We start from the raw sequence: 19,046 nt of genomic DNA on the forward strand, positions 1-19,046 counted from the left end.
CATGAGCGACAACAACACTGCCCTGCCCACCCCCGAAGCTATCCAGGAGCGGCTGCTGCGCGGGCCCTACCACCAATGGCTGGGCCTGGAAGTGAACTCGGTGGGCACCGGCGAAATCGAACTGACCGCCCGCTGGCGCGAAGAATGGGTGGTCAACCCCGACAAGCGCTACACGCACGGCGGCATCCTGGCCGCGCTGGTGGACCTGGCGGCCGACTGGGCGCTGGTTTCGCAGACCGGACGCGGCGTGCCCACCATCGACCTGCGCGTCGACTACCACCGGGCGGCCATGCCGGGCGACCTGCGCGTGCGCGGAAAAGTCATCAAGTTCGGCTCGCAGGTATCCACGGCGGAAGCCCACGTGTACGACGGTGAAGGCAAGCTGGTGGCCAGCGGCCGCGGCGTCTATTCCACGCCGCGCGCCTGATCACCGGAGCAATCATGGCCACGTCCGCAGACAACCTCGGCACCGTGCTCGACGCTACCGCACTGGCGGCGCCGGATCGGATAGCGCTGGTCGACCTCGACGCCGGCGAATCCGCCCGGACCTGGACCTACGCGCAGTTGCGAGCGGCGGCCTGCCGCGTGGCCACGGCGATGCGCGCGCGCGGCTACGCGCCGGGCGACCGCATTGCCATCGTCGCGGCGAACTCGGCGCACTACCTGGCGGCGTTGCTGGGCATCCAGCGCGCCGGCCTGGTGCCCGTGCCGGTGAATTTCAAGTTTCCGCCCGAGACCATCGCCTATATCCTGCGCGACAGCGGATCCCGGCTGGTGCTACACGACGCCGCGCGAGCGGGCGGCATTCCCGCAGATATCGAGGCGTTGCCGATCGATGGCGCCAGCTGGACCGGTCAGCCCGACGACGGCGTGGCGCCTGTCGCCCCGGCAGCGGACGATCTGGCGCTGATGCTGTATACGTCCGGATCGACCGGCCGCCCCAAAGGCGTGCGCCTGGCGCACGCGGGGCAATACTGGACTGTGCGCATGCGCCAGTCCGCCACGCCGCTCGATGACGAGCGCACATTGATCGCGGCGCCGCTCTATCACATGAACGCGCTGGCGCTGTCTCTGCTCGTGCTCGCCTGCGGGGCCAGCGCGGTGCTGTTGCCGCAGTTCCAGGCACAGGCCTACATACGCGCCATTGAACGCTATCGCGTCACCTGGCTGACCGCCGTGCCGCCGATGATCGCGATGATGCTGCGCGAACATGAACTCCTGGCTGCCACCGACCTGTCGTCGGTGCGGGCCATACGCATGGGCTCGGCGCCCGTCAGCGCGAGCCTGTGGCAGCAGATCCGCGAGATGCTGCCCAATGCGCGCATCATCAACGCCTACGGCACAACCGAGGGCGGCCCCGTCGTGTTCGGGCCGCATCCGGACGGCCTGCCCACTCCGCCCGCATCGGTAGGCTATCCGCATCCCGCAGTGCGGGTGCGGCTGAGCCAGGGCCCCGAAGACGGCGACAACACCGGTGTGCTCGAACTGAAGAGCCCCGGCCTGATGCTGGGCTATCACCAGCGGCCCGACCTCGGCACGCCATTCACGGACGACGGGTATTACCGTACCGGCGACGTCTTTCATCGTGACGCCGACGGGTTCTATACCTTCATGGGCCGGCGCGACGACATGTTCGTGTCCGGCGGCGAGAACATCTATCCCGCCGAAGTCGAGCGCATGCTCGAACGGCACCCGGCAGTGCAGCAGGCCTGCGTGGTGCCCATAGACGACGATATCAAGGGCACCAAGCCGGTCGCCTTCATCGTGCTGCGGGCCGGCGCCGCCGCCGACGAAGCCGCGATCAAGCAGTTTGCCCTGGCCCATGCCCCGGCTTACCAGCATCCGCGGCACGTGTGGTTCGTCCCTGCGTTTCCGCTGGCCAGCACCAACAAAATCGACCGATCGGCGCTGGCGCGCATGGCTGCCGACTATATCCGCCGCGCGGCCTGACGCCCGCGGCAATCACAGGAAAATCGCATGAAAAACATCCGCCATCTATTGCGCGCCGCCTGCTGCGCGGCGCTGGGCCTGGCTGCCGGCGGCGCGCATGGCGCTGACGATGTCACCGTGGCACTGGCCATCCCACCCGCCGTGCACGACGCCGCGCCCTATGCGGCAGCCGAGGCGCTGGGCTTCTTCAAGCAGGAAGACCTCAACGTCCGGACCATCGTATTCCAGGGCGCGGGCGCCCTGTTGCCGCAGGTGGCCAACAAGCGGGTCACGCTGGGCTACCCCACGTCGGAACCGGTGATCTCCAGCTACTTCAACAGCAAGAACCCGTTGCCGCTGCGCTATTTCTACAACGGCGTGCCCACCAACACCATGGAGTTCGCGGTGCTGGCCGACGGCCCCATCCAGTCGCTGGCCGACCTCGAAGGCAAGACTGTCGGCGTCGGCGCGCTGACCTGGGGCACCATTCCGGGCGGCCGCGCCGCGCTGCGCACCGCCGGCCTGCAGCCGGGCCAGAACGTGGAATACGTGGCGGTCGGCGCCCTGGCGGCGGGCTTCCAGGCGCTGCGCACGGGCCAGGTCGATGCACTGAATTTCAACAGCAGCTGGCACGACATGCTGGAAATGTCGGGCACCAAGATCCGCCGCATCGGCTATCCCGCAGTCTTCAGCGAAACGGCCGGCAACGGCTTCATCGCGCACCAGGACACGTACCGCGACCAGCCCGACCTGCTGGTTCGTTTCGCCCGGGCCTACACCAAGGGGCAGATCGCCTGCGAGGCCAACCCGCGCTTCTGCGTCCAGGCCTATTGGCGCGCGCACCCCGAAACCCGCCCGGCCCAGAACGAGGCCGCCGAACTGGAAAAGAACAGCACGCTGCTGGCGCGCCGCCTCGCGCGCGTACTGCACAAGCCCGACGGCACGGCGCGCGTGCCGGGCCAGTACGACATCGCCGCCATCCGCGCCGGTATCGAGGCCATGCACGCCGCCGGCGAGTATCCGTCTGCAGAGGTTCCGGTCGAGGCCATCTTCTCGAATGACCTGATCGCACAGATCAACGACTTCGATGCCCAGGCCGTGCGCGCACAGGCCAAGGAGCAGCAATGATCCAGGCCGGCTCCGCCAGTTTGCAGATCACGCCCGCCGATGCCCTGATCGACATGCCGCGGCGCATCGTGGCCAGCGGCCTGCCCGCGGGCACCGCGCATGTCACCGCCACGCTGCAGCATCCCGATGGCAGCCGCTGGCGCAGCACTGCCGATTTCGAGGTCGGGGCCGACGGCGTGCTGGACCTGGATGCCCGCGCCCCGCTGCGCGGCGACTGGGACGTGGCCGACGCCATGGCCGTGGTCTGGGCCATGCGCCGCGAAGCCGCGCCCACCGCTGCCGAACTCAGTGAAGAAACGGCCGCACTGCAGATCGTGGTCGAGGTCGTCGCAGGCCCGCAACGCCTGGAGGCCAGCTTTGTACAACGCTACGAAAGCGCAGGCGTCTCGCGCAGCGAGCTGCGCGGCGAGATCTCCGGCACGCTGTTCACGCCCGCCACACCCGGGCCTCATCCTGCCATCGTCGTCATGAATGGCTCGGGCGGCGGCATCCCGCGCCAGCGCGCGGCGCTCTACGCCGCGCACGGCTACCTGGCGCTGGCGCTGGGCTATTTCAAGGCGCCCGGCCGTCCCGACTATATCTCCGAGACCCCGCTCGAATATTTCGAGCAGGCGTTGCAATGGCTGCACCGCACCCATGCGCCGCGGCGCGGCTTTGTCGCGGTCACGGGCCAATCGCGCGGCGGCGAATTGTCGCTGCTGCTGGGCTCGCGCTTTCCCCGCCTGGTGAGCGCGGTGATCGCCTACGTGCCGAGTTCGGTCGTGCACGGCAGTTTGCGCGCCGGCCGGCCGGGCCAGGCGCCCGACGCCCCGGTATGGACCTGGCAGGGCGAACCACTGCGCAACGTCTGGCAGGACAACCCCAACGCTGACTGGACCGCCTTCCTGCAGGCGCCTCCTGACGGCGCCCCGGTGCGCCAGGAACCCGCCTTCCGCACCGCCATGACGCACGCACCCAGTGTCGCGGCCGCTCGCGTTCCGGTCGAGCAGATTGCAGGCCCGGTCATGCTGGTGTCGGGCACCGACGACGGGTTCTGGCCATCGGCCGAGTACTCGCAACAGATCGCCGCCACGCTGCACGCGCACGGCCATCAATGGGCCGTGGAACACGTGCGCTGCGAAGGCGCAGGCCACGCCATCGGGGTGCCGCACCACCCGGCCACGCTGATCGCCAAGCCGCATCCCGTGGCGGGGCTGGTGCTCAGCGGCGGAGGCACCGCCCGGGCCAACGCGCACGCCAACCGCAGCGCCTGGACGGCAGTACTGCGCTTTCTTCGCGAGGCATCTGCATGAGCCTGGACCTGCACCTGGACGGCGTGCAGCTGGTCTACCCCACCCGCCGGGGCGATATCGACGCGCTGGGCCCCATCGACCTGGACGTACGGGCGGGCGAGTTCGTCGCCGTGCTGGGGCCGTCGGGCTGCGGCAAGTCGACGCTGGTAAAGCTCGCCTCGGGCCTGCTCGGCCCCAGCGCGGGCGAAGTCAAGCTGGGAGGCCAGCCCGTCACCGGCCCCAGCCGGCGCACCGGAGTGGTGTTTCAGAAGCCCAACCTGCTGCCCTGGAAAACCGTGGCGCAGAACGTGCTGCTGCCCGCGCGCACCCTGGGCCTGCCGGCCGCGCCCGCGGCGGCGCGCATGCGCGAGCTGCTGAAGCTGGTCGGCCTGGACGGGTTCGCCGACAACTATCCGTACGAACTGTCGGGCGGCATGCAGCAGCGCGTGGGCATCGCCCGCATGTTGCTGTCCGACCCCGACGTGCTGTTGATGGATGAACCCTTTGCAGCCCTGGACGCCCTGACCCGCGAATTGCTCACGCTGGAACTGCAGCGCATCTGGAGCCAGTCGCGCAAATCGGTGCTGTTTATCACGCACAGCATTCCCGAAGCCGTGTTCCTTGCCGACCGCATCATCGTGCTGTCGCCGCGCCCCGGGCGCATCGTCGAAGATTTCCGTCCCGGACTGGCGCGCCCGCGCACACCCGACACTCTCGGCCAAGCCGATTTCAACGAGGCCTGCCAGCACCTGCGGCAGCATTTCCTGCATGTCTGATCCCATCACCCGTCCTGCCCGGGGGCGCCGGCCGCGCCTGCCCGCTGCCGCCTATCCCCTGATCAGCCTGACCGTTCTGGTACTGGCCTGGGACATGGCCATACGCCTGTTTGCCATTCCCGACTATCTGCTTCCCACCCCGGGCGCCGTGTTCGACGCGCTGGCGCAGGGTTTCGCCAGCGGCGCACTGTGGCCGCATATCGGCGCCACGCTGGCCGAAGCGCTGTACGGCTACGCGGTGGGCTGCGGCCTGGCCATCGTGTTCGGCGCGCTGCTTGCCGAGTCGCGCACCTTCGAACGCTTCTGCTACCCCATCTTCCTGGGGTTGCAGGCCATGCCCAAGGTGGCGCTGGGCCCCATCATCCTCGTGTGGTTCGGATTCGGCATGAGCTCGAAGGTCGTCCTCGTGGCGCTGGTGTGCTTTTTCCCGCTGTTCGTCAACACAATCAACGGGATCAAGCGCACCGACCTCGAATTGCTGGATGCCTGCCGCGCCTACTCGGCCAGCCGGCTTTACCTGCTGCTGCACGTGAAGATTCCCGCCGCCGCCGGCGACATTTTCTCGGGCCTGCAGATCGGCGTATCGCTCGCGCTCATCGGCGCGGTGGTGGGAGAGTTCCTGTCTGCCCAGCAGGGCCTGGGTTACATGATCGCCTCGGCGTCGGTCAGCATGAGCCTGTCCACGATGTTCGCCGGCGTATTCCTGCTGGCGGCGCTGGGGCTCTGCGGCTCGCTGCTGATGCGCCGCCTGCACCGGCGCGTGGTGTTCTGGGAAGGCGAAGCTCGGGCCCGCGACCGCGCCTGACACGCGCGTGCCGCGCCCCCGCGGGCGCGCCGGCGCCCTCGAAACGCTCTGCGCCCGAGGCCGGTATATATACGGGTTATCCCTGACAGAATAATGTCGAAAGCGGCGCCGCCTGCACGTCGTGTCGGTACATCCACTCTTTCAGAAGGTGCCTGTCATGCCTGCCGGAACCGTACAACTCCACCGTATCCTGCGCGCCGCCCCGGAGCGCGTCTACCGTGCTTTCCTTGAAGCAGACGCCCTGGCCAAATGGTTGCCGCCCTATGGCTATACCTGTCAGGTCCATCACCTGGACGCCCGGGTAGGCGGCGGCCACAAGATGTCGTTTCGCAATTTCGGCACCGGGCAAGGCCATTCGTTCGGTGGCGAATATCTGGAACTCGTGCCCCACGAGACAATCCGCTACACCGACAAATTCGACGAAGGCCTGCCGGGCACGATGCACGTCACCGTGTCGCTCCGGGCCGTTTCCTGCGGCACTGAACTGAGCATCACGCAGGAAGGCATCCCCGAGGAAATCCCCACCGAAATGTGCTACCTGGGGTGGCAGGAATCGCTGCGGCAGCTGGCAAGACTCGTGGAGCCCGATATTGCCGAATAAGGCCGAGGCCCGGCATGCGCGCCCGGCTGGTTATGATCGGCATTACGTCCATCACCAGCCAAGGTTGCAGTTGGAAAAACGCATGCCCACCGTCATCACCGAGGAATACCACGTCGACGCCGGCCCCGGCCGGCTTTATGTCCGCCGCTGGCAGCCCGCCACGCCCGCCTCGCCACCGCCGGCCATCGTGTTGTTCCACGATTCGCTGGGCTGCGTGGAGCTGTGGCGCGACTTTCCCGGGCGGCTGGCGCACGCCACCGGGCGGCCCGTGGTGGCCTACGACCGCCTGGGCTTTGGCAAGTCCGACCCGAACCCAGGCACGCTCGACATGGATTTCGTCGAACAGGAAGCGCGCCACGGTTTTGCCGCCGTGCGCGAGGCCTTGCGGCTCGAGGAATTCGTGGCCCTGGGCCACAGCGTCGGCGGCGGCATGGCCCTGGCAAGCGCCGTGGAACATGCGGCGCGCTGCCGCGCGCTCATCACCGAATCGGCGCAGATGTTCACCGAAGAACATACGCTGGCCGGCATCCGGCAAGCGCGCAGCGACTTCGCACAGCCCGGCCAGGTCGATCGCCTGAAGAAATACCATGGCGAGAAAGCGCCATGGGTACTCAGCGCCTGGACCGATACCTGGCTGTCGCCCGGCTTTGCCGACTGGCGGCTCGATGACTGTCTGCGCGCAGTGCGTTGCCCCGTGCTGGCGTTGCATGGCGACAATGACGAATACGGGTCGCTCGCGCACCCGCAGCGCATGCAGGCACTGGCTGGCGCACAGGCGGTCATACTGCAGGATTGCGGCCACGTCCCGCACCGCGAAATGCCCGACACCGTCATCGCGCACATCGCGGGCTGGCTGAAGTAGTTCAGCCTCGGCGCCGCGCGGCCTGGGCCACGTCCACGCCGCGCTCGGGCACATCCGTACATACGGCCAGCACACGCGCCGGGGCCTTGCTGGTAGACAGATAGACGTGGCCCACCGAACTGTCGAAATACGCGGCCTCATTGCGCTTGAGGCGGATTTCCTGGCCGTTCTCGAACACCAGGCGGATGGCGCCCGACAGCACATAGGCGAACTCCTGGCCTGGATGCCGGATGTACTCCGAAAACTCATCCAGGCTGCGCGAGAACACTGTCGCCACGATGGGCGTCATGTCCTTGCCCGAAATTTCGCTGAAGAAGAACTGATGCCGGTAGGTGGCCGTCTGGTAGTCGCGCTGCTCCTGCGAGCTGGCCTTGATCACGGTGCCGTTGAGCCGGTTGGGGGCCTGCTCGCCCCCGGGCTGCAGCAACAGCGACATATCGACATCGAGCGCCAGGGCGATGGCCACGAACTTTTCGTAGCTCAGCGCCGTCTGTCCCAATTCCGCCTTCGACAAGGTAGACAACGCCACCCCCGACGAGTGGGACAGCTGCTTCAACGTAAACCCTTTTTCTTTGCGGATGGATCGCAGCCGGGCGCCCATGGCCTCTTTTGAGTAGCTTTTATGCGTGCCCGCCCCCATGCCCGACCCCATCCGCACTCCGTATGGTTTACAACGGCTGCCGGCTGGCGCCGACTCTTTCGACGATGGCACGATAGTGCTCCGGCCGCCGATGCCGCTCGAAATAAAATATGTTACTCCGGTAGCCGTCGGCCAGCGTCATATCGCATACATAGTTGATGACTTCATCGTCTTCGGAAAGCGCCTGGACGGCGATTTCGCCGGTGGGCGCCACGATGCACGAGCCGCCGATCATATGGATGCCTTCTTCTACGCCGGCCTTGGCCGCGGCGGCGATCCAGCAGGTGTTCTGGTAGGCAGAGGCCTGCAGCGAAAGATGGTTGTGATGGCCCGGCAGGTGCCGTGGCTCGCCCAGGCGCCCGTATCCGGTGGGCGTGTTGTAACCCACCATGACCAGGTCCACGGCCTGCAGGCCCATGACCCGGTAAGTCTCGGGCCAGCGGCGATCGTTGCAGATGCACATGCCGATACGCATGTCGCCCGCGTCGAATACCGGAAAGCCCAGGTCGCCCACCTCGAAGTACTTCTTCTCCAGGTGCTGTATGGGATAGCCGTCCTGCGACTGCGCATCGCCCGGAATGTGGATCTTGCGATACTTGCCGATGATGGCGCCGTTGCCGTCCACCAGAATGCTGGTGTTGAACTGGCGATCGCCATCGAGTTCGGCGTAGCCCAGGTAGAACCCGACACCCAGCGTGCGCGCCAGGTCGAACAGCGGCCGCGTTTCCTTGCCCGGCATCTCGGTTTCGAAGAACCCGCGTATCTCTTGCGGATCGTCCATCTCCCAGCGCGGAAAAAACGTGGTCAACGCCAGCTCGGGGAAAGTCACCCACCTGGCGCCGCGGCCGGCGGCGTCCTTGAGCAGGTCGCACAGGCGCGCAACCGTCTGCGCGCGCGTGTCCGCGCGCTGGATGGGGCCCATCTGGGCCACGGCGATATGCATCTTCATCTGTAGGTTCCTCGAGCCAGTCAGCCGCGCGACAGCACGCGGCCTGGGAAGTTGCCGGTGAAAAGGCCATCGGCGTCCCACACCTTGGCGCCGTTGACGTACACATGGTGGATGCCGCGCGAGCGCTCCATCGGCGTCTCGAACGTCGCGGCGTCGGCCACGGTGGCCGGGTCGAACACCACCAGGTCGGCATAGGCATCCTGCTGGATCACGCCGCGGTCTTTCAGGCCGAACCGGCTGGCGGTCAGGCCCGTCATCTTCCATACGGCGGTCTCGATGGGAAACAAGCCCAGGTCGCGGCTGTAATGGCCCAGCACCCGGGGGAATGTCCCCCACAGGCGCGGATGCGGATGCGTATCGTGCGGCAGCCCGTCCGAACCGATCATGGTGTCGGGAAACGCCATGATGCGCTGCACGTCGTCTTCGTCCATCATGAAGTAAATGGCGCCCGCCGGCATCAACTCGTCCACCACGTCCCAGCGATCCTTGCCGCGTTCCCTGGCGATGTCGTCCAGGTCTTTGCCGGTGTACTGCGGAAACGGCTTGCACCACGTAATGATGGTCCGTGCCGACAGCAGCGCGCGGTCTTTCTTCAGCATGGTCGAGCCGGCGATGTACGGGTACGCGTCCAGCGAGATTTCCTGGTTCTTCATTGCCTCGGAAATAATGGCCAGCGTCTCGGCGGACCGCCCGAAGTTCTGTCTGCCCATCAACTTGTGATGCGATATCACTACGGGTACGTCCAGCGTCTTGCCGATGCGGAACGTCTCATTCAGGGCATCGACGATATGGTCGCCTTCGTCGCGCATGTGCGTGGCGTAGATGCCGTTGTGGGCAGAAAGCGGGCGGCACACTTCGATGATTTCTTCCGTAGTGGCATTCGCCGCCGGCGGGTAGAAGGTGCCCGTGGAAATTCCGATCGCGCCCGCCTGCATGCCTTCGAGCGCCAGGCGCTGCATGCGGTCGATCTCTTGCGGCATGGCATTGCGATGCAGGTCCGGCATGATGGCGGCGCGCAGGGTCGAATGGCCCAGCATGCACGCGCAGTTCACCGCGGGCGGCGAGTCACGCAGCGCCCCCAGATAATCGGCGAAGGTCGAGAACGCATAACTGCCGCCCAGGTCCAGCAAGTCCAGCGGCGCAGGCGGGCTGTCGTGCAGCAGCGGCGCCAGGCTGATGCCGCAGTTGCCGGTCACGACCGTGGTGACCCCTTGCGAGATCTTGGGCTCCATGGCGGGCTTGCGCAGCAGCAGGTTGTCGTCATGGGTGTGCGAATCGATGAATCCGGGCGATACGGCCATTCCCGACACATCGGCCCGATGCGCGGCGACGGCCCGGCTAAGGTCGCCGACGGCGGCGATCCGGTCGCCTCGCACGCCGATGTCGGCGACGAAAGGCTTGGAATTCGTGCCGTCGACCACCAGGCCGCCCGCCAGGACGAGGTCATACGTTTCATTGGTAGGATGCGTCATACCCTGCTCCCGCGGAAAATTGACTAGGCAAAATGACACGCCACGACGTGGCTGTCGCTGAAACGCCGGGCTGCCGGCTGCGTCTCGGCGCAAACCGCCTGCGCGTTGGGGCAGCGCGTCCGAAAAGCGCAGCCCGACGGCGGCGACAGCGGGCTGGGAATCTCGCCCGACAGCCGCATGGCCTTGGCCTGGCCCTGACTGGCTTGCGAAAAGCGCGGCACCGCCGCCATCAAGGCGCGTGTATACGGGTGCCGCGGCGTGTTGAAGATCTCGTCGCGCGTGCCGGTTTCCACCACACGCCCCAGGTACATCACGGCCACCGAGTGGCTCAGGTGCCGCACCACGCTCAGGTCGTGCGAAATAAACAGATAGGTCAGACGCAGCGACTTCTGCAGGTCGACCAGAAGGTTGATCACCTGGGCCTGCACCGACACGTCCAGCGCCGAGACGGGCTCGTCGCACACCACAAACTCGGGCTCCAGCGCCAGGGCCCGCGCGATCACCAGCCGCTGCCGCTGCCCTCCGGAGAACTGGTGCGGGTACTTGTCCAGCGAATCGGGCTTCAGGCTCACCAGGCGCAGCAGCTCTTGCAGCCGTTGCTCGATGCTCGCCGAGGGCACGGAAAAGTTGCGCAGGGGCTCGGCCAGGATAGCGCGCACCCGCATGCGCGGGTTCATCGATGAATACGGATCCTGGAAAATAAACTGGATCTTCCTGCGCAGCTGGCGCAGTTCGCCGTGCGCCAGTCCGCCGATATCCCGGCCTTCGAACAGCACCTGGCCGCCGGATGGTTCGAGCAGGCGGGCAATGCAGCGGCCCAGGGTGGATTTTCCGCAGCCCGATTCGCCAACAATGCTGAAGGTCTCGCCTTTGCGCACCGTAAACGACACGTCGCTCACGGCATTCAATACCGCGTTCTTGCCGCGGCTCCTGACGGTAAAGCGCTTGCTGAGCCCGACGACCTCCATCTGGACATCGCCATCCGGCGCGGCGCGCATATCTTCGTAAGCCATTTTGCTGTTCGCTCAGATGTTCATGGGCGCGGCTAGGCCGCCACGCGGCACCAATACGTGTGCGCGCTGCCGTCCTGCAGGGGCACTGGCGCGACAGACTGGCAACTATCCACCGCCTGGGGGCAGCGCGATGAAAACGCGCAGCCGCGCGCCTGGGGAGTAATGGTGGGCACAATGCCGGGCAGTTCGGCCAGGCGCGGCTGGCTGCCATCCGTGTCCACGAAAGCGGGCAGCGCGCGTATCAGGGCCTGGGTGTAGGGGTGGCGCGGCCGGTACAGCACATCCGACACCGAGCCCTCTTCTACCTTGGATCCGGCATACATCACCATGACGCGGTCACAGGCCTCGGCCACCACGCCCAGGTCGTGCGTGATCAGCACGATGGCCGTGCCCAGCTGCTGCTGGATGTCTTTCAGTATCTGCAGTATCTGCGCCTGTATCGTCACGTCCAGCGCCGTCGTGGGCTCGTCAGCGATAAGCAGGCGCGGCTTGCATGCCAGGGCGATGGCAATCATGACGCGCTGGCGCATTCCGCCCGACAGCTCATACGGATAGTTCGCCAGGCGCTTCTGCGGGTCGGATACCTGCACGAGCTCCAGCAGCCCCTGGGCCTCCGACAATGCCTGCTTGTACGTCCGGCCCTGGTGGCGCACGATAGATTCGGCGATCTGCCGTCCCACCGTGAACACCGGGTTCAACGACGTCATCGGTTCCTGGAAGATCATCGACAGCTGGTTGCCGCGCACGCCGCGCATCTGGCGCTCGCTCAAGGCAAGCAGGTTCTGCTGCTCGAAATGCACGGCGCCGCTGACCACCCGCGCCGACTTCGCGAGCAGCCGCATAATGGCCAGCGACGTGACGCTCTTGCCGCAGCCCGACTCGCCCACGATGCCCAGCGTCTCGCCGCTGCGCACATGGAACGACAGATCATTTACAGCCACCACCGTGCGCGCCAGCCCTTCGAAGTGCACGCTCAGGTGCTCGACACGCAGAATTTCCTTATCGCTCATGACGTCCGTGCCTCAGATCTTCTTGGCCAGCTTGGGGTCCAGCATGTCGCGCAGCCCGTCGCCCAGCATGTTGACGGCCAGCACTGTCATCGCCAGGAACAGGCCCGGGAACAGGATGATGTGGAACGCGATCGACAGGAAATTGCGGCCATCGGCCATGATGTTGCCCCAGCTTGGCGTCTGCGGCGGTATGCCCACGCCCAGGAAGCTGAGCACGGCCTCGGTGATGATCGCCGACGCGGCGATGAAGGTCGCCTGCACCATGAGCGGTGCAAACAGGTTGGGCAGAATATGCATCGCCAGGATCTTGTGCGTGCGCGTGCCCAGCGCGTGCGCCGCCTCGACGTAGGGCTGGTTGCGTATCGACAGAACCAGCGCGCGCACCAGGCGCACCACGCGCGGCACCTCGGGGATGACGATGGCGGCGATCACGGTCAGCAGGCCGCCCCTGAAAACGGCCATCAGGGCAATGGCAAGCAGAATGTTCGGGATGGCCATCAGCCCGTCCATCACCCGCATGATCACCATGTCGAGCCTGGAAAAATAGCCCGCCAGCATGCCTATCGCCACCCCCAGCGCCACGCTGAGCACGGCCACGGCGATACCCACCACCAGCGACACGCGCGCGCCCCACATCACGCGGGAAAAGATGTCTCGCCCGAGAGCGTCGGTGCCGAATATATGGGCCGCGGACGGCGGCTTCATGCGCGCCAGCGGGTTGATGTCCAGGGGGTTGTACGGCGCGATGGCCGGCGCAAAGATGGCGATCAACGCCAGCGCGGCCAGCACCGCGATGCCGATATACATGGCCGGCTGCTGGCGCAACGCAAAGGCGATGCGCCTGCGGCTGCCGACGGAATGGGAAGCAAGGGCTTGCATGGCGATCAGCTGTCCATACGGGGGTCGAAAATGCGATAGCTCATGTCTACCAACAGGTTGATGAGCACGTAGACTGCCGACGAAATCAGCAGCACACCCTGTATCACCGGGTAGTCATGGCGCAATACGGCATCTACCGTCAGCCGACCCAGTCCCGGGATGGCGAACACGGTTTCGGTGACGACCACGCCGCCGATCAGCATGGCAACGCCCACGCCTATCGTCGTGACGATGGGGTTTGCGGCGTTCTTCAGCGCGTGCCAGATAACCAGGCGCGAGCCCAGCCCCTTGGCGCGCGCAGTGCGGATGTAGTCTTCGCCCAGCGCCTCCAGCATGGTGGCGCGCGTCATGCGGGTCAGCAGCGCCATGTACACCAGGCCAAGCGACACACAGGGCAGCACCAGATGCCTGGCGTACGCGCCCAGTCCATCGGACATGGGCTTGTAGCCCTGCACCGGCAGGGCGCCCATCTTCACCGAGAACACATAGGCCAGCCCGTAGCCGATCAGGAACACCGGTATCGAAAAGGCCACCACCGACCCCAGCATGATCAGCCGGTCTGTCAGGGAACCGGCCTTCCAGGCGGCAATGATGCCCAGCGGCACGGCCAGGAACACCGCCAGCACGATGGTAAAGAGCGCGATGGACAGCGTCGGCCCCATGCGTTGCTGGATAAGCGTCAACACCGGCATTCTGGTCGACGTGGAAACGCCCAGGTCGCCTCGCAGGACGTTGCCGCCCCACGTCAGGAATTGCTCGATGAGCGGCTTGTCCAGCCCCATGGCGGCGCGGATCTTTTCCACGTCTTCGACGGTGGCGTTGTCTCCCGCCAGCACGGCCGCCGGGTCTCCCGGCGACATGTGGGCCAGCAGGAAAACAAACACCGCCACCACCGCCATCACCGGGATGGTTGCGACCAGCCTACGTATCAAGTACCGCAATTCATCACTCCTTGGGCCGTTTCCCGTGGGCGGGCGCGCCTACTTTTTCTCGACGTTCCACATGACGGGGATGCCGATCTTCATCAGATCGGTGTTGGCCAGCCCGCGCGTGGCGATCACCGGCTTGAACTCGCCCCAGATCACATACGGCACCGTCTCGTAGGCGCGCGCCTGGATCCTGGCGGCAAGCTCCTTGCTCTTGGCGGGATCGCTTTCGGCGATCCACTGGGCGCGCAGCTTGTCGAGTTCTTCATCGCACGGCCAGCCCGGCAGGCCATTGCCGCACGGCGCCGACAGCCAGGGGTTGGTGACCGGTGTATTGGCGTCGAAATAGCCGCCATGCGTGATGAAGATGTTCCAACCGCCGTTTTCCGGCGCGTCTTTCTTCAGCCGGCGCGCGGCAACCGACGCCCAGTCCATGGCCTGCAGGTCGACGTTGAAGCCGGCCTTCTGCAGCGCCTGCGCCAGCACCAGGTTGGCCGGGCTGTTCACGTTGTCGGTCGGATACAGGATCACGACCTTTTCGTTCTGGTAGCCCGCTTCCTTGAGCAGCTGCCTGGCCTTTTCGAAGTCGGGCTTCTTGTAGGACGCGGCGCCCACGTCGGTGGCATAGGGCGAGCTGCACGTGTACATGGACGGGCAGTATTCGGTGCGGTACTTGCCGCCGTAGCCGACCGCCGAAACGAATTCGGCCTGATCGATGACGTGGTACATGGCCTGGCGCGCCTTGGCGTTATTGAAAGGCGGATGCAGGGAGTTGGGCACCACCATGCCCTGGGACGCCAGAGCCGGAATCAGGTTGACCTCGGCATTGCCTTCGAGCACCGGCAGGAAGTCCGGCGTCACGCTCTCGATCATGTCGATTTCGCCGTTCTGCAGCGCGGCGGCGGCCGTGTTGGCGTCGGGGATATACACCCACTCGACGCGATCTACCTTCACGACCTTGCCGCCGGCCAGGCCGTCGGCGGGTTCGGCGCGCGGCACGTAGTCCGGGTTCTTCACGTACACCACTTTGTTGCCCGGAACCCATTCGTCTTTCTTGAACAGGAAGGGGCCCGACCCCACCATTTCGGTGACGGGAATGCTGGGATCGCTGTCTGCCAGCCGCTTGGGCATGATGAACAGCGGCATGCCCGACGGCTTGGACAGCGCCGCCAGCACCAGGCCGAACGGATTTTCCAGCGCAATCTCGAACGTCCTGTCGTCCACGACCTTGAGCTTGGCGCCCGCTTTCATCATCAGGCGGCCCAGGGTGTCTTTCTTGGCCCACCGCTCGATCGACGCCACGCAATCGGCAGCCGTGACGGGAGTGCCGTCATTGAACTTCAGGTTCTCGCGCAGCGTGAACGACCACTGCTTGCCGTCTTCGGACTCCGTCCAGGTATCCACCATCTGCGGGCGGATCTCGCCCTTGCTGTCCTGGGCGAACAGCGTGTCGAACACCATGTAGCCATGGTTGCGCGTAATGTAGGCCGTGTTGAACAGCGGATCCAGCGTTTTCAAGTCTGCGGTAGGGGCCAGGCGCACCGTGGTGGCCGACCACGCCGCGCCGCTGGCCAGCAACAGGCCGGCGGCGCCCAGGCTGACGGCCAGCGTTTTCAGGCAGGCGAAGTTTTTCATCATTCTTGCTCTCCAGAGACGTTCAAGTATTGCTGCGCGGCATCAGGCAGCGGGCGTGACCAGCGGCCATTTGGGGTAAGTGATTTTCCGGTAGGGCAGTGCGTGCAGGTCCGACGACACGGAACCCGGTGTGCGCAGGTAGATGACCTGCGCCGCGACCTTGGAAAAATCGGCATAGAAGTGCTGCGACGACTTCACCACGATGTACTTGCACTGCGCCAGGTCGATGCCGAACTGTGTAAACAGGTCGCGGCCGACGGCCTGGTTGCGCACCGTGTTCAACACCATCGTGATGCCTTCGGCCTCGACCACCGCCACGTCGCCGATCAGCGAAGGCGTGTTCGACAGCCCGGTCATGTAGGCATTGCGCTTCAAAGCCTTCACCACACAGTGCACATCCACAGGCTGGCCGGACGCTGGCGACACTTTGCCGCCCACGCGCAATGCAAGCGCGGCGCCCTCGCCGGCGTTCATGCACAGGCTCACGGCAACAGGGTCCCAGATCGGGCCGATCACGGCGTCGCGCACCTGGTGCGCCAGGAAATCGGCCAGCACAAAAGTCGAATCACTGCCCGCCCCGCCACCCGCGTTGTCGGCCGAATCCGCCAGCACGGCGGGATATCGCCCGTTCTCGGCCACCAGGCGGATGGCCTCGGCCGTCGTGGGGTTGGGCGTCTGCAGCGCATCGCGAAAACCGATGATTTCTTCGCCCAGTTCCCGGGCCAGCTGCGTGGCGCGGGCGGCATCGCCGTCCGTGTACACCAGCACCTTGGATCCCATGCCGGGCACGTCGCCCCAGGGAAACCCGTGCGCGATGGAAATCGACAGAATGCCGGGCTCCTGCTCCATGCGCAGCAGGCGGTCGACGAAACTGCGCATGGGCTCGCGGCTCGTGTGCATGATAGAGATCATCTCGCAGTCATACACCGCCAGCGTGGGGCTGGCCTCTCCGCGCACCTTGGCCGCGCATAGATCCACCAGGTCGTAGGCGCGCTCCAGAATATCGGTATGCGGGTATTCCTTGAAGCACACCAGCACATCGGCGGTCTCGTACATCAGCGGGGTCATGTGGCAATGCGGGTCGAGCTCGGCGCCGATGACCACTGCGGGCCCGACGATCTCGCGCACCCGGGAAATCAGGTCGCCCTCGCAGTCGTCGTAGCCATCGGCCACCATGGCGCCATGCAGGCCCAGCACCACCATATCCACCTGGCCCGCGTTCCTGAGGTCCTGCAGTATCTCGTCGCGCAGCGTCTCGTACGCATAACGCGTGGTCAGCCCTGCCGGCACCGCGCCGGCCACGGTTCCTTCGATAACCGTCCAGCCGTGGGCCCTGGCCCGCTGGCGCGCGGCCCACAGCGGCCCGGAGAACTGCAGCATCGTGTCCGGATGCTGACCCGCCGGGTGGTATCCGCGCGCCTTGAACGAATCGATGCCGGTCGGGATGGGCGAAAACGTATTGGTCTCGGTCGACAGCGATGCCGTGAAGATCCTCATGGCCGTGCTCCTGTAGCGTCAGCGGTCCAGGGCCTGGATTTCGATTTCCAGGTCCACGCCCATTGCCAGCTTGGCTTGCACCGTGGACCGCACCGGCAGGCCCGACTTGAAATACGACCGGTAGGCGTCGTTGAAATCGGCGAACAAGGCCAGGTCGGACAGCCAGACGGTGGCCTTGATCACATCGTCGAATCCCAGGCCCACCTCGGCCAGGCTGTCGGCCAGTCGCTCCATGACGGCGGCGGTCTGCGCCTTGATGTCGCCACGCACAACCTGGCCATCGCGATCCATCGGGATCTGGCCCGAGAAGAACACAAATCCTCCGGCGCGGATCATCCGCGAGAATGGCAGGCCCAGGGGGGATTCGTATCGTTGAATGCTCATGTCGGTCACTCGAAATGGTATGAAAGGGAATCAGGCGCGAAAGCGGCCCGGCGAAACAATGGACACGTCGATGTTTTCGGCCTGCAGCGACGGATCCAGCGGCTCGCCCAGGATCAGGTTCGCGGCCAGCAGCGACGCGCCCGGCGCGGTCTGGATGCCATAGCCGCCCTGCCCGACCAGCCAGAAAAAGCCGCTGACATCCGGGTCCCAGCCCACGGCGAAATCGCCATCGGGCAGGAACGAGCGCAGGCCGGCCCAGGTGTGGCTCGGACGGCGGATAGTCAACGTGGTCGCGGTGCAGATCCGGTCGATGCCGATGGCGACGTCCAGCTCTTCGGCCACCACGTCGTGCGGCTCCACGGGGTCTGCGTTGGCCGGCGACCCGAGAAACTGCCCCGCATCCGGCTTGAAGTAGAACGACTCGTCCACGCCCACCACGGCCGGCCACCGATCGGAATCAGCCCACTGGCCGTCGGCCGCGTCGGGCTTGAAGGTGAAGGCGCTGCGGCGCTTGGGCTGCAGGCCCAGCGGCGCCACGCCGAACACGCCGGCCACCTGTTCGCCCCAAGCGCCCGCGGCATCGACCACGTTGCGCGCGGCGACCGTGGCGCCGTTGGAAAGCTCGACCAGCCAGGCGTCGTCCTGGCGAGCAGCCCGCTGCACCGTGGCGTTGTAGGCGAACTCCACGCCCGCCTGCCTGGCGCCGCGCAAGAACCCCTGCAGCAACGCATGCACGTCGATGTCCTTGGCGTCGGGCTCCTCGATGGCGCCGATCAATCCTTCGCGCCGCACGCAGGGCACGCGGCCGACGACGTCATCCGCCGTCATGGCCCGTATCGTGGCGCCGGTGGCCTGCAATTGCGCCATCGTCTCGGCCAGCAGGCCCTGCTGCCCCTCGTGCGCGATATAGACAACGCCACGATCGCCCAGCAGGGGGTGATCGCTGAAGCCGTCGGGAGGCGATTCGAAAAAGCGGCGGCTGGCGCGCGTCAGCGCGCGGATGGCCGGGGTGCCATAGGTTTCCATGAACATGGCGGCCGAACGGCCCGACGAGTGGTAGCCCGCCTGGCTCTCTCTTTCCACCACCATCACGGCTCCGCGATCCCGCAGCCGATAGGCCAGCGAGGCGCCCGCCATGCCGGCGCCAATGATCAGATAGTCATAAACCTTCGCGACAGCCATGAAACATCATCCTTTGCGCAGCAATTCTATTTTCGAATATGAGAATTCTCGAAAAAGGGAATAGTCGTCGCAACGCCGCGAATGGTC

19 protein-coding genes are annotated in these 19,046 nt (G+C 65.9%); 8 read left to right on the forward strand and 11 right to left on the reverse strand.

What is annotated here, in order from left to right; all coding sequences use genetic code 11:
• Position 1: 1 nt before the first annotated feature.
• From CAL18_RS14170 to CAL18_RS14205, 8 genes are all read left to right on the forward strand, one after another.
• Entirely contained in the window at positions 2 to 427 is a 426-nt protein-coding gene (locus CAL18_RS14170) for a PaaI family thioesterase (protein ID WP_026638693.1), read from the forward strand.
• A 14-nt stretch (positions 428 to 441) separates the two neighbouring features.
• Positions 442 to 1,950 carry a class I adenylate-forming enzyme family protein gene (locus CAL18_RS14175; RefSeq protein WP_038852040.1) on the forward strand — a complete coding sequence of 503 codons (1,509 nt, stop codon included), beginning with the start codon at positions 442 to 444 and terminating at the stop codon, positions 1,948 to 1,950.
• A gap of 27 nt (positions 1,951 to 1,977) precedes the next feature.
• On the forward strand, positions 1,978 to 3,057 hold the full coding sequence (locus tag CAL18_RS14180) for an ABC transporter substrate-binding protein (protein ID WP_038852042.1): 1,080 nt from the start codon (positions 1,978 to 1,980) through the stop codon (positions 3,055 to 3,057).
• Complete coding sequence (locus CAL18_RS14185; RefSeq protein WP_094797128.1) at positions 3,054 to 4,349, forward strand: acyl-CoA thioester hydrolase/BAAT C-terminal domain-containing protein; 1,296 nt, start codon at positions 3,054 to 3,056, stop codon at positions 4,347 to 4,349. The genes CAL18_RS14180 and CAL18_RS14185 overlap by 4 nt, the downstream gene beginning before the upstream one ends.
• Positions 4,346 to 5,104 carry an ABC transporter ATP-binding protein gene (locus tag CAL18_RS14190; RefSeq protein WP_026638697.1) on the forward strand — a complete coding sequence of 253 codons (759 nt, stop codon included), beginning with the start codon at positions 4,346 to 4,348 and terminating at the stop codon, positions 5,102 to 5,104. Before CAL18_RS14185 ends, CAL18_RS14190 begins: the two co-directional genes overlap by 4 nt.
• Positions 5,097 to 5,909, forward strand: a complete 813-nt coding sequence (locus CAL18_RS14195; protein WP_051423662.1) for an ABC transporter permease — start codon at positions 5,097 to 5,099, stop codon at positions 5,907 to 5,909. Before CAL18_RS14190 ends, CAL18_RS14195 begins: the two co-directional genes overlap by 8 nt.
• A gap of 157 nt (positions 5,910 to 6,066) precedes the next feature.
• On the forward strand, positions 6,067 to 6,510 hold the full coding sequence (locus CAL18_RS14200; RefSeq protein WP_026638699.1) for an SRPBCC family protein: 444 nt from the start codon (positions 6,067 to 6,069) through the stop codon (positions 6,508 to 6,510).
• Positions 6,511 to 6,592: 82 nt separating this feature from the next.
• Positions 6,593 to 7,372: an alpha/beta fold hydrolase gene (locus CAL18_RS14205; protein ID WP_026638700.1), complete on the forward strand. Its 780-nt coding sequence runs from the start codon at positions 6,593 to 6,595 to the stop codon at positions 7,370 to 7,372.
• A gap of 1 nt (position 7,373) precedes the next feature.
• Here the strand turns inward: CAL18_RS14205 and CAL18_RS14210 are convergent, their stop codons facing one another.
• The 11 genes from CAL18_RS14210 to CAL18_RS14260 form a co-directional block, all read right to left on the reverse strand.
• Positions 7,374 to 7,973 carry a helix-turn-helix domain-containing protein gene (locus CAL18_RS14210; protein WP_026638701.1) on the reverse strand — a complete coding sequence of 200 codons (600 nt, stop codon included), beginning with the start codon at positions 7,971 to 7,973 and terminating at the stop codon, positions 7,374 to 7,376.
• A 67-nt stretch (positions 7,974 to 8,040) separates the two neighbouring features.
• A complete protein-coding gene (locus tag CAL18_RS14215) occupies positions 8,041 to 8,961 on the reverse strand; it encodes an N-carbamoyl-D-amino-acid hydrolase (RefSeq protein ID WP_094797130.1) in 921 nt (306 codons plus the stop codon).
• Positions 8,962 to 8,981: 20 nt separating this feature from the next.
• Entirely contained in the window at positions 8,982 to 10,433 is a 1,452-nt protein-coding gene (locus CAL18_RS14220) for an N-acyl-D-amino-acid deacylase family protein (protein WP_026638703.1), read from the reverse strand.
• 23 nt (positions 10,434 to 10,456) lie between these two features.
• Positions 10,457 to 11,446, reverse strand: a complete 990-nt coding sequence (locus CAL18_RS14225; RefSeq protein ID WP_094797132.1) for an ABC transporter ATP-binding protein — start codon at positions 11,444 to 11,446, stop codon at positions 10,457 to 10,459.
• A gap of 32 nt (positions 11,447 to 11,478) precedes the next feature.
• Positions 11,479 to 12,456 (reverse strand): ABC transporter ATP-binding protein, encoded by a 978-nt coding sequence (locus tag CAL18_RS14230; RefSeq protein ID WP_026638705.1) that lies wholly within the window; start codon positions 12,454 to 12,456, stop codon positions 11,479 to 11,481.
• Positions 12,457 to 12,468: 12 nt separating this feature from the next.
• Positions 12,469 to 13,335: an ABC transporter permease gene (locus CAL18_RS14235; protein WP_026638706.1), complete on the reverse strand. Its 867-nt coding sequence runs from the start codon at positions 13,333 to 13,335 to the stop codon at positions 12,469 to 12,471.
• A 5-nt stretch (positions 13,336 to 13,340) separates the two neighbouring features.
• Positions 13,341 to 14,276 (reverse strand): ABC transporter permease, encoded by a 936-nt coding sequence (locus CAL18_RS14240; RefSeq protein WP_026638707.1) that lies wholly within the window; start codon positions 14,274 to 14,276, stop codon positions 13,341 to 13,343.
• A gap of 39 nt (positions 14,277 to 14,315) precedes the next feature.
• A complete protein-coding gene (locus CAL18_RS14245) occupies positions 14,316 to 15,899 on the reverse strand; it encodes an ABC transporter substrate-binding protein (RefSeq protein ID WP_026638708.1) in 1,584 nt (527 codons plus the stop codon).
• Positions 15,900 to 15,938: 39 nt separating this feature from the next.
• On the reverse strand, positions 15,939 to 17,393 hold the full coding sequence (locus tag CAL18_RS14250; protein WP_026638709.1) for a M81 family metallopeptidase: 1,455 nt from the start codon (positions 17,391 to 17,393) through the stop codon (positions 15,939 to 15,941).
• Positions 17,394 to 17,411: 18 nt separating this feature from the next.
• The gene (locus CAL18_RS14255; protein ID WP_026638710.1) at positions 17,412 to 17,777 is read right to left on the reverse strand and encodes a RidA family protein; all 366 of its coding nucleotides are present in this window, start codon (positions 17,775 to 17,777) and stop codon (positions 17,412 to 17,414) included.
• 30 nt (positions 17,778 to 17,807) lie between these two features.
• Positions 17,808 to 18,959 (reverse strand): NAD(P)/FAD-dependent oxidoreductase, encoded by a 1,152-nt coding sequence (locus CAL18_RS14260; protein WP_094818096.1) that lies wholly within the window; start codon positions 18,957 to 18,959, stop codon positions 17,808 to 17,810.
• Between the last annotated feature and the right edge of the window lie 87 nt (positions 18,960 to 19,046).

Origin of the sequence: Bordetella genomosp. 7 (assembly GCF_002261415.1) — a bacterium.
Taxonomy (GTDB): domain Bacteria; phylum Pseudomonadota; class Gammaproteobacteria; order Burkholderiales; family Burkholderiaceae_B; genus Bordetella_A.

Bases quoted from the DNA above. Each gene is read 5' to 3' on its own strand.
- CAL18_RS14235 (WP_026638706.1), bottom strand. From the start codon at position 13,335: ATGCAAGCCCTTGCTTCCCATTCCGTCGGCAGCCGCAGGCGCATCGCC.
- CAL18_RS14245 (WP_026638708.1), bottom strand. From the start codon at position 15,899: ATGATGAAAAACTTCGCCTGCCTGAAAACGCTGGCCGTCAGCCTGGGC.
- CAL18_RS14210 (WP_026638701.1), bottom strand. From the start codon at position 7,973: ATGGGCGCCCGGCTGCGATCCATCCGCAAAGAAAAAGGGTTTACGTTG.
- CAL18_RS14230 (WP_026638705.1), bottom strand. From the start codon at position 12,456: ATGAGCGATAAGGAAATTCTGCGTGTCGAGCACCTGAGCGTGCACTTC.
- CAL18_RS14250 (WP_026638709.1), bottom strand. From the start codon at position 17,393: ATGAGGATCTTCACGGCATCGCTGTCGACCGAGACCAATACGTTTTCG.
- CAL18_RS14220 (WP_026638703.1), bottom strand. From the start codon at position 10,433: ATGACGCATCCTACCAATGAAACGTATGACCTCGTCCTGGCGGGCGGC.
- CAL18_RS14255 (WP_026638710.1), bottom strand. From the start codon at position 17,777: ATGAGCATTCAACGATACGAATCCCCCCTGGGCCTGCCATTCTCGCGG.
- CAL18_RS14170 (WP_026638693.1), top strand. From the start codon at position 2: ATGAGCGACAACAACACTGCCCTGCCCACCCCCGAAGCTATCCAGGAG.
- CAL18_RS14195 (WP_051423662.1), top strand. From the start codon at position 5,097: ATGTCTGATCCCATCACCCGTCCTGCCCGGGGGCGCCGGCCGCGCCTG.
- CAL18_RS14225 (WP_094797132.1), bottom strand. From the start codon at position 11,446: ATGGCTTACGAAGATATGCGCGCCGCGCCGGATGGCGATGTCCAGATG.
- CAL18_RS14180 (WP_038852042.1), top strand. From the start codon at position 1,978: ATGAAAAACATCCGCCATCTATTGCGCGCCGCCTGCTGCGCGGCGCTG.
- CAL18_RS14205 (WP_026638700.1), top strand. From the start codon at position 6,593: ATGCCCACCGTCATCACCGAGGAATACCACGTCGACGCCGGCCCCGGC.
- CAL18_RS14175 (WP_038852040.1), top strand. From the start codon at position 442: ATGGCCACGTCCGCAGACAACCTCGGCACCGTGCTCGACGCTACCGCA.
- CAL18_RS14200 (WP_026638699.1), top strand. From the start codon at position 6,067: ATGCCTGCCGGAACCGTACAACTCCACCGTATCCTGCGCGCCGCCCCG.
- CAL18_RS14190 (WP_026638697.1), top strand. From the start codon at position 4,346: ATGAGCCTGGACCTGCACCTGGACGGCGTGCAGCTGGTCTACCCCACC.
- CAL18_RS14185 (WP_094797128.1), top strand. From the start codon at position 3,054: ATGATCCAGGCCGGCTCCGCCAGTTTGCAGATCACGCCCGCCGATGCC.
- CAL18_RS14215 (WP_094797130.1), bottom strand. From the start codon at position 8,961: ATGAAGATGCATATCGCCGTGGCCCAGATGGGCCCCATCCAGCGCGCG.
- CAL18_RS14260 (WP_094818096.1), bottom strand. From the start codon at position 18,959: ATGGCTGTCGCGAAGGTTTATGACTATCTGATCATTGGCGCCGGCATG.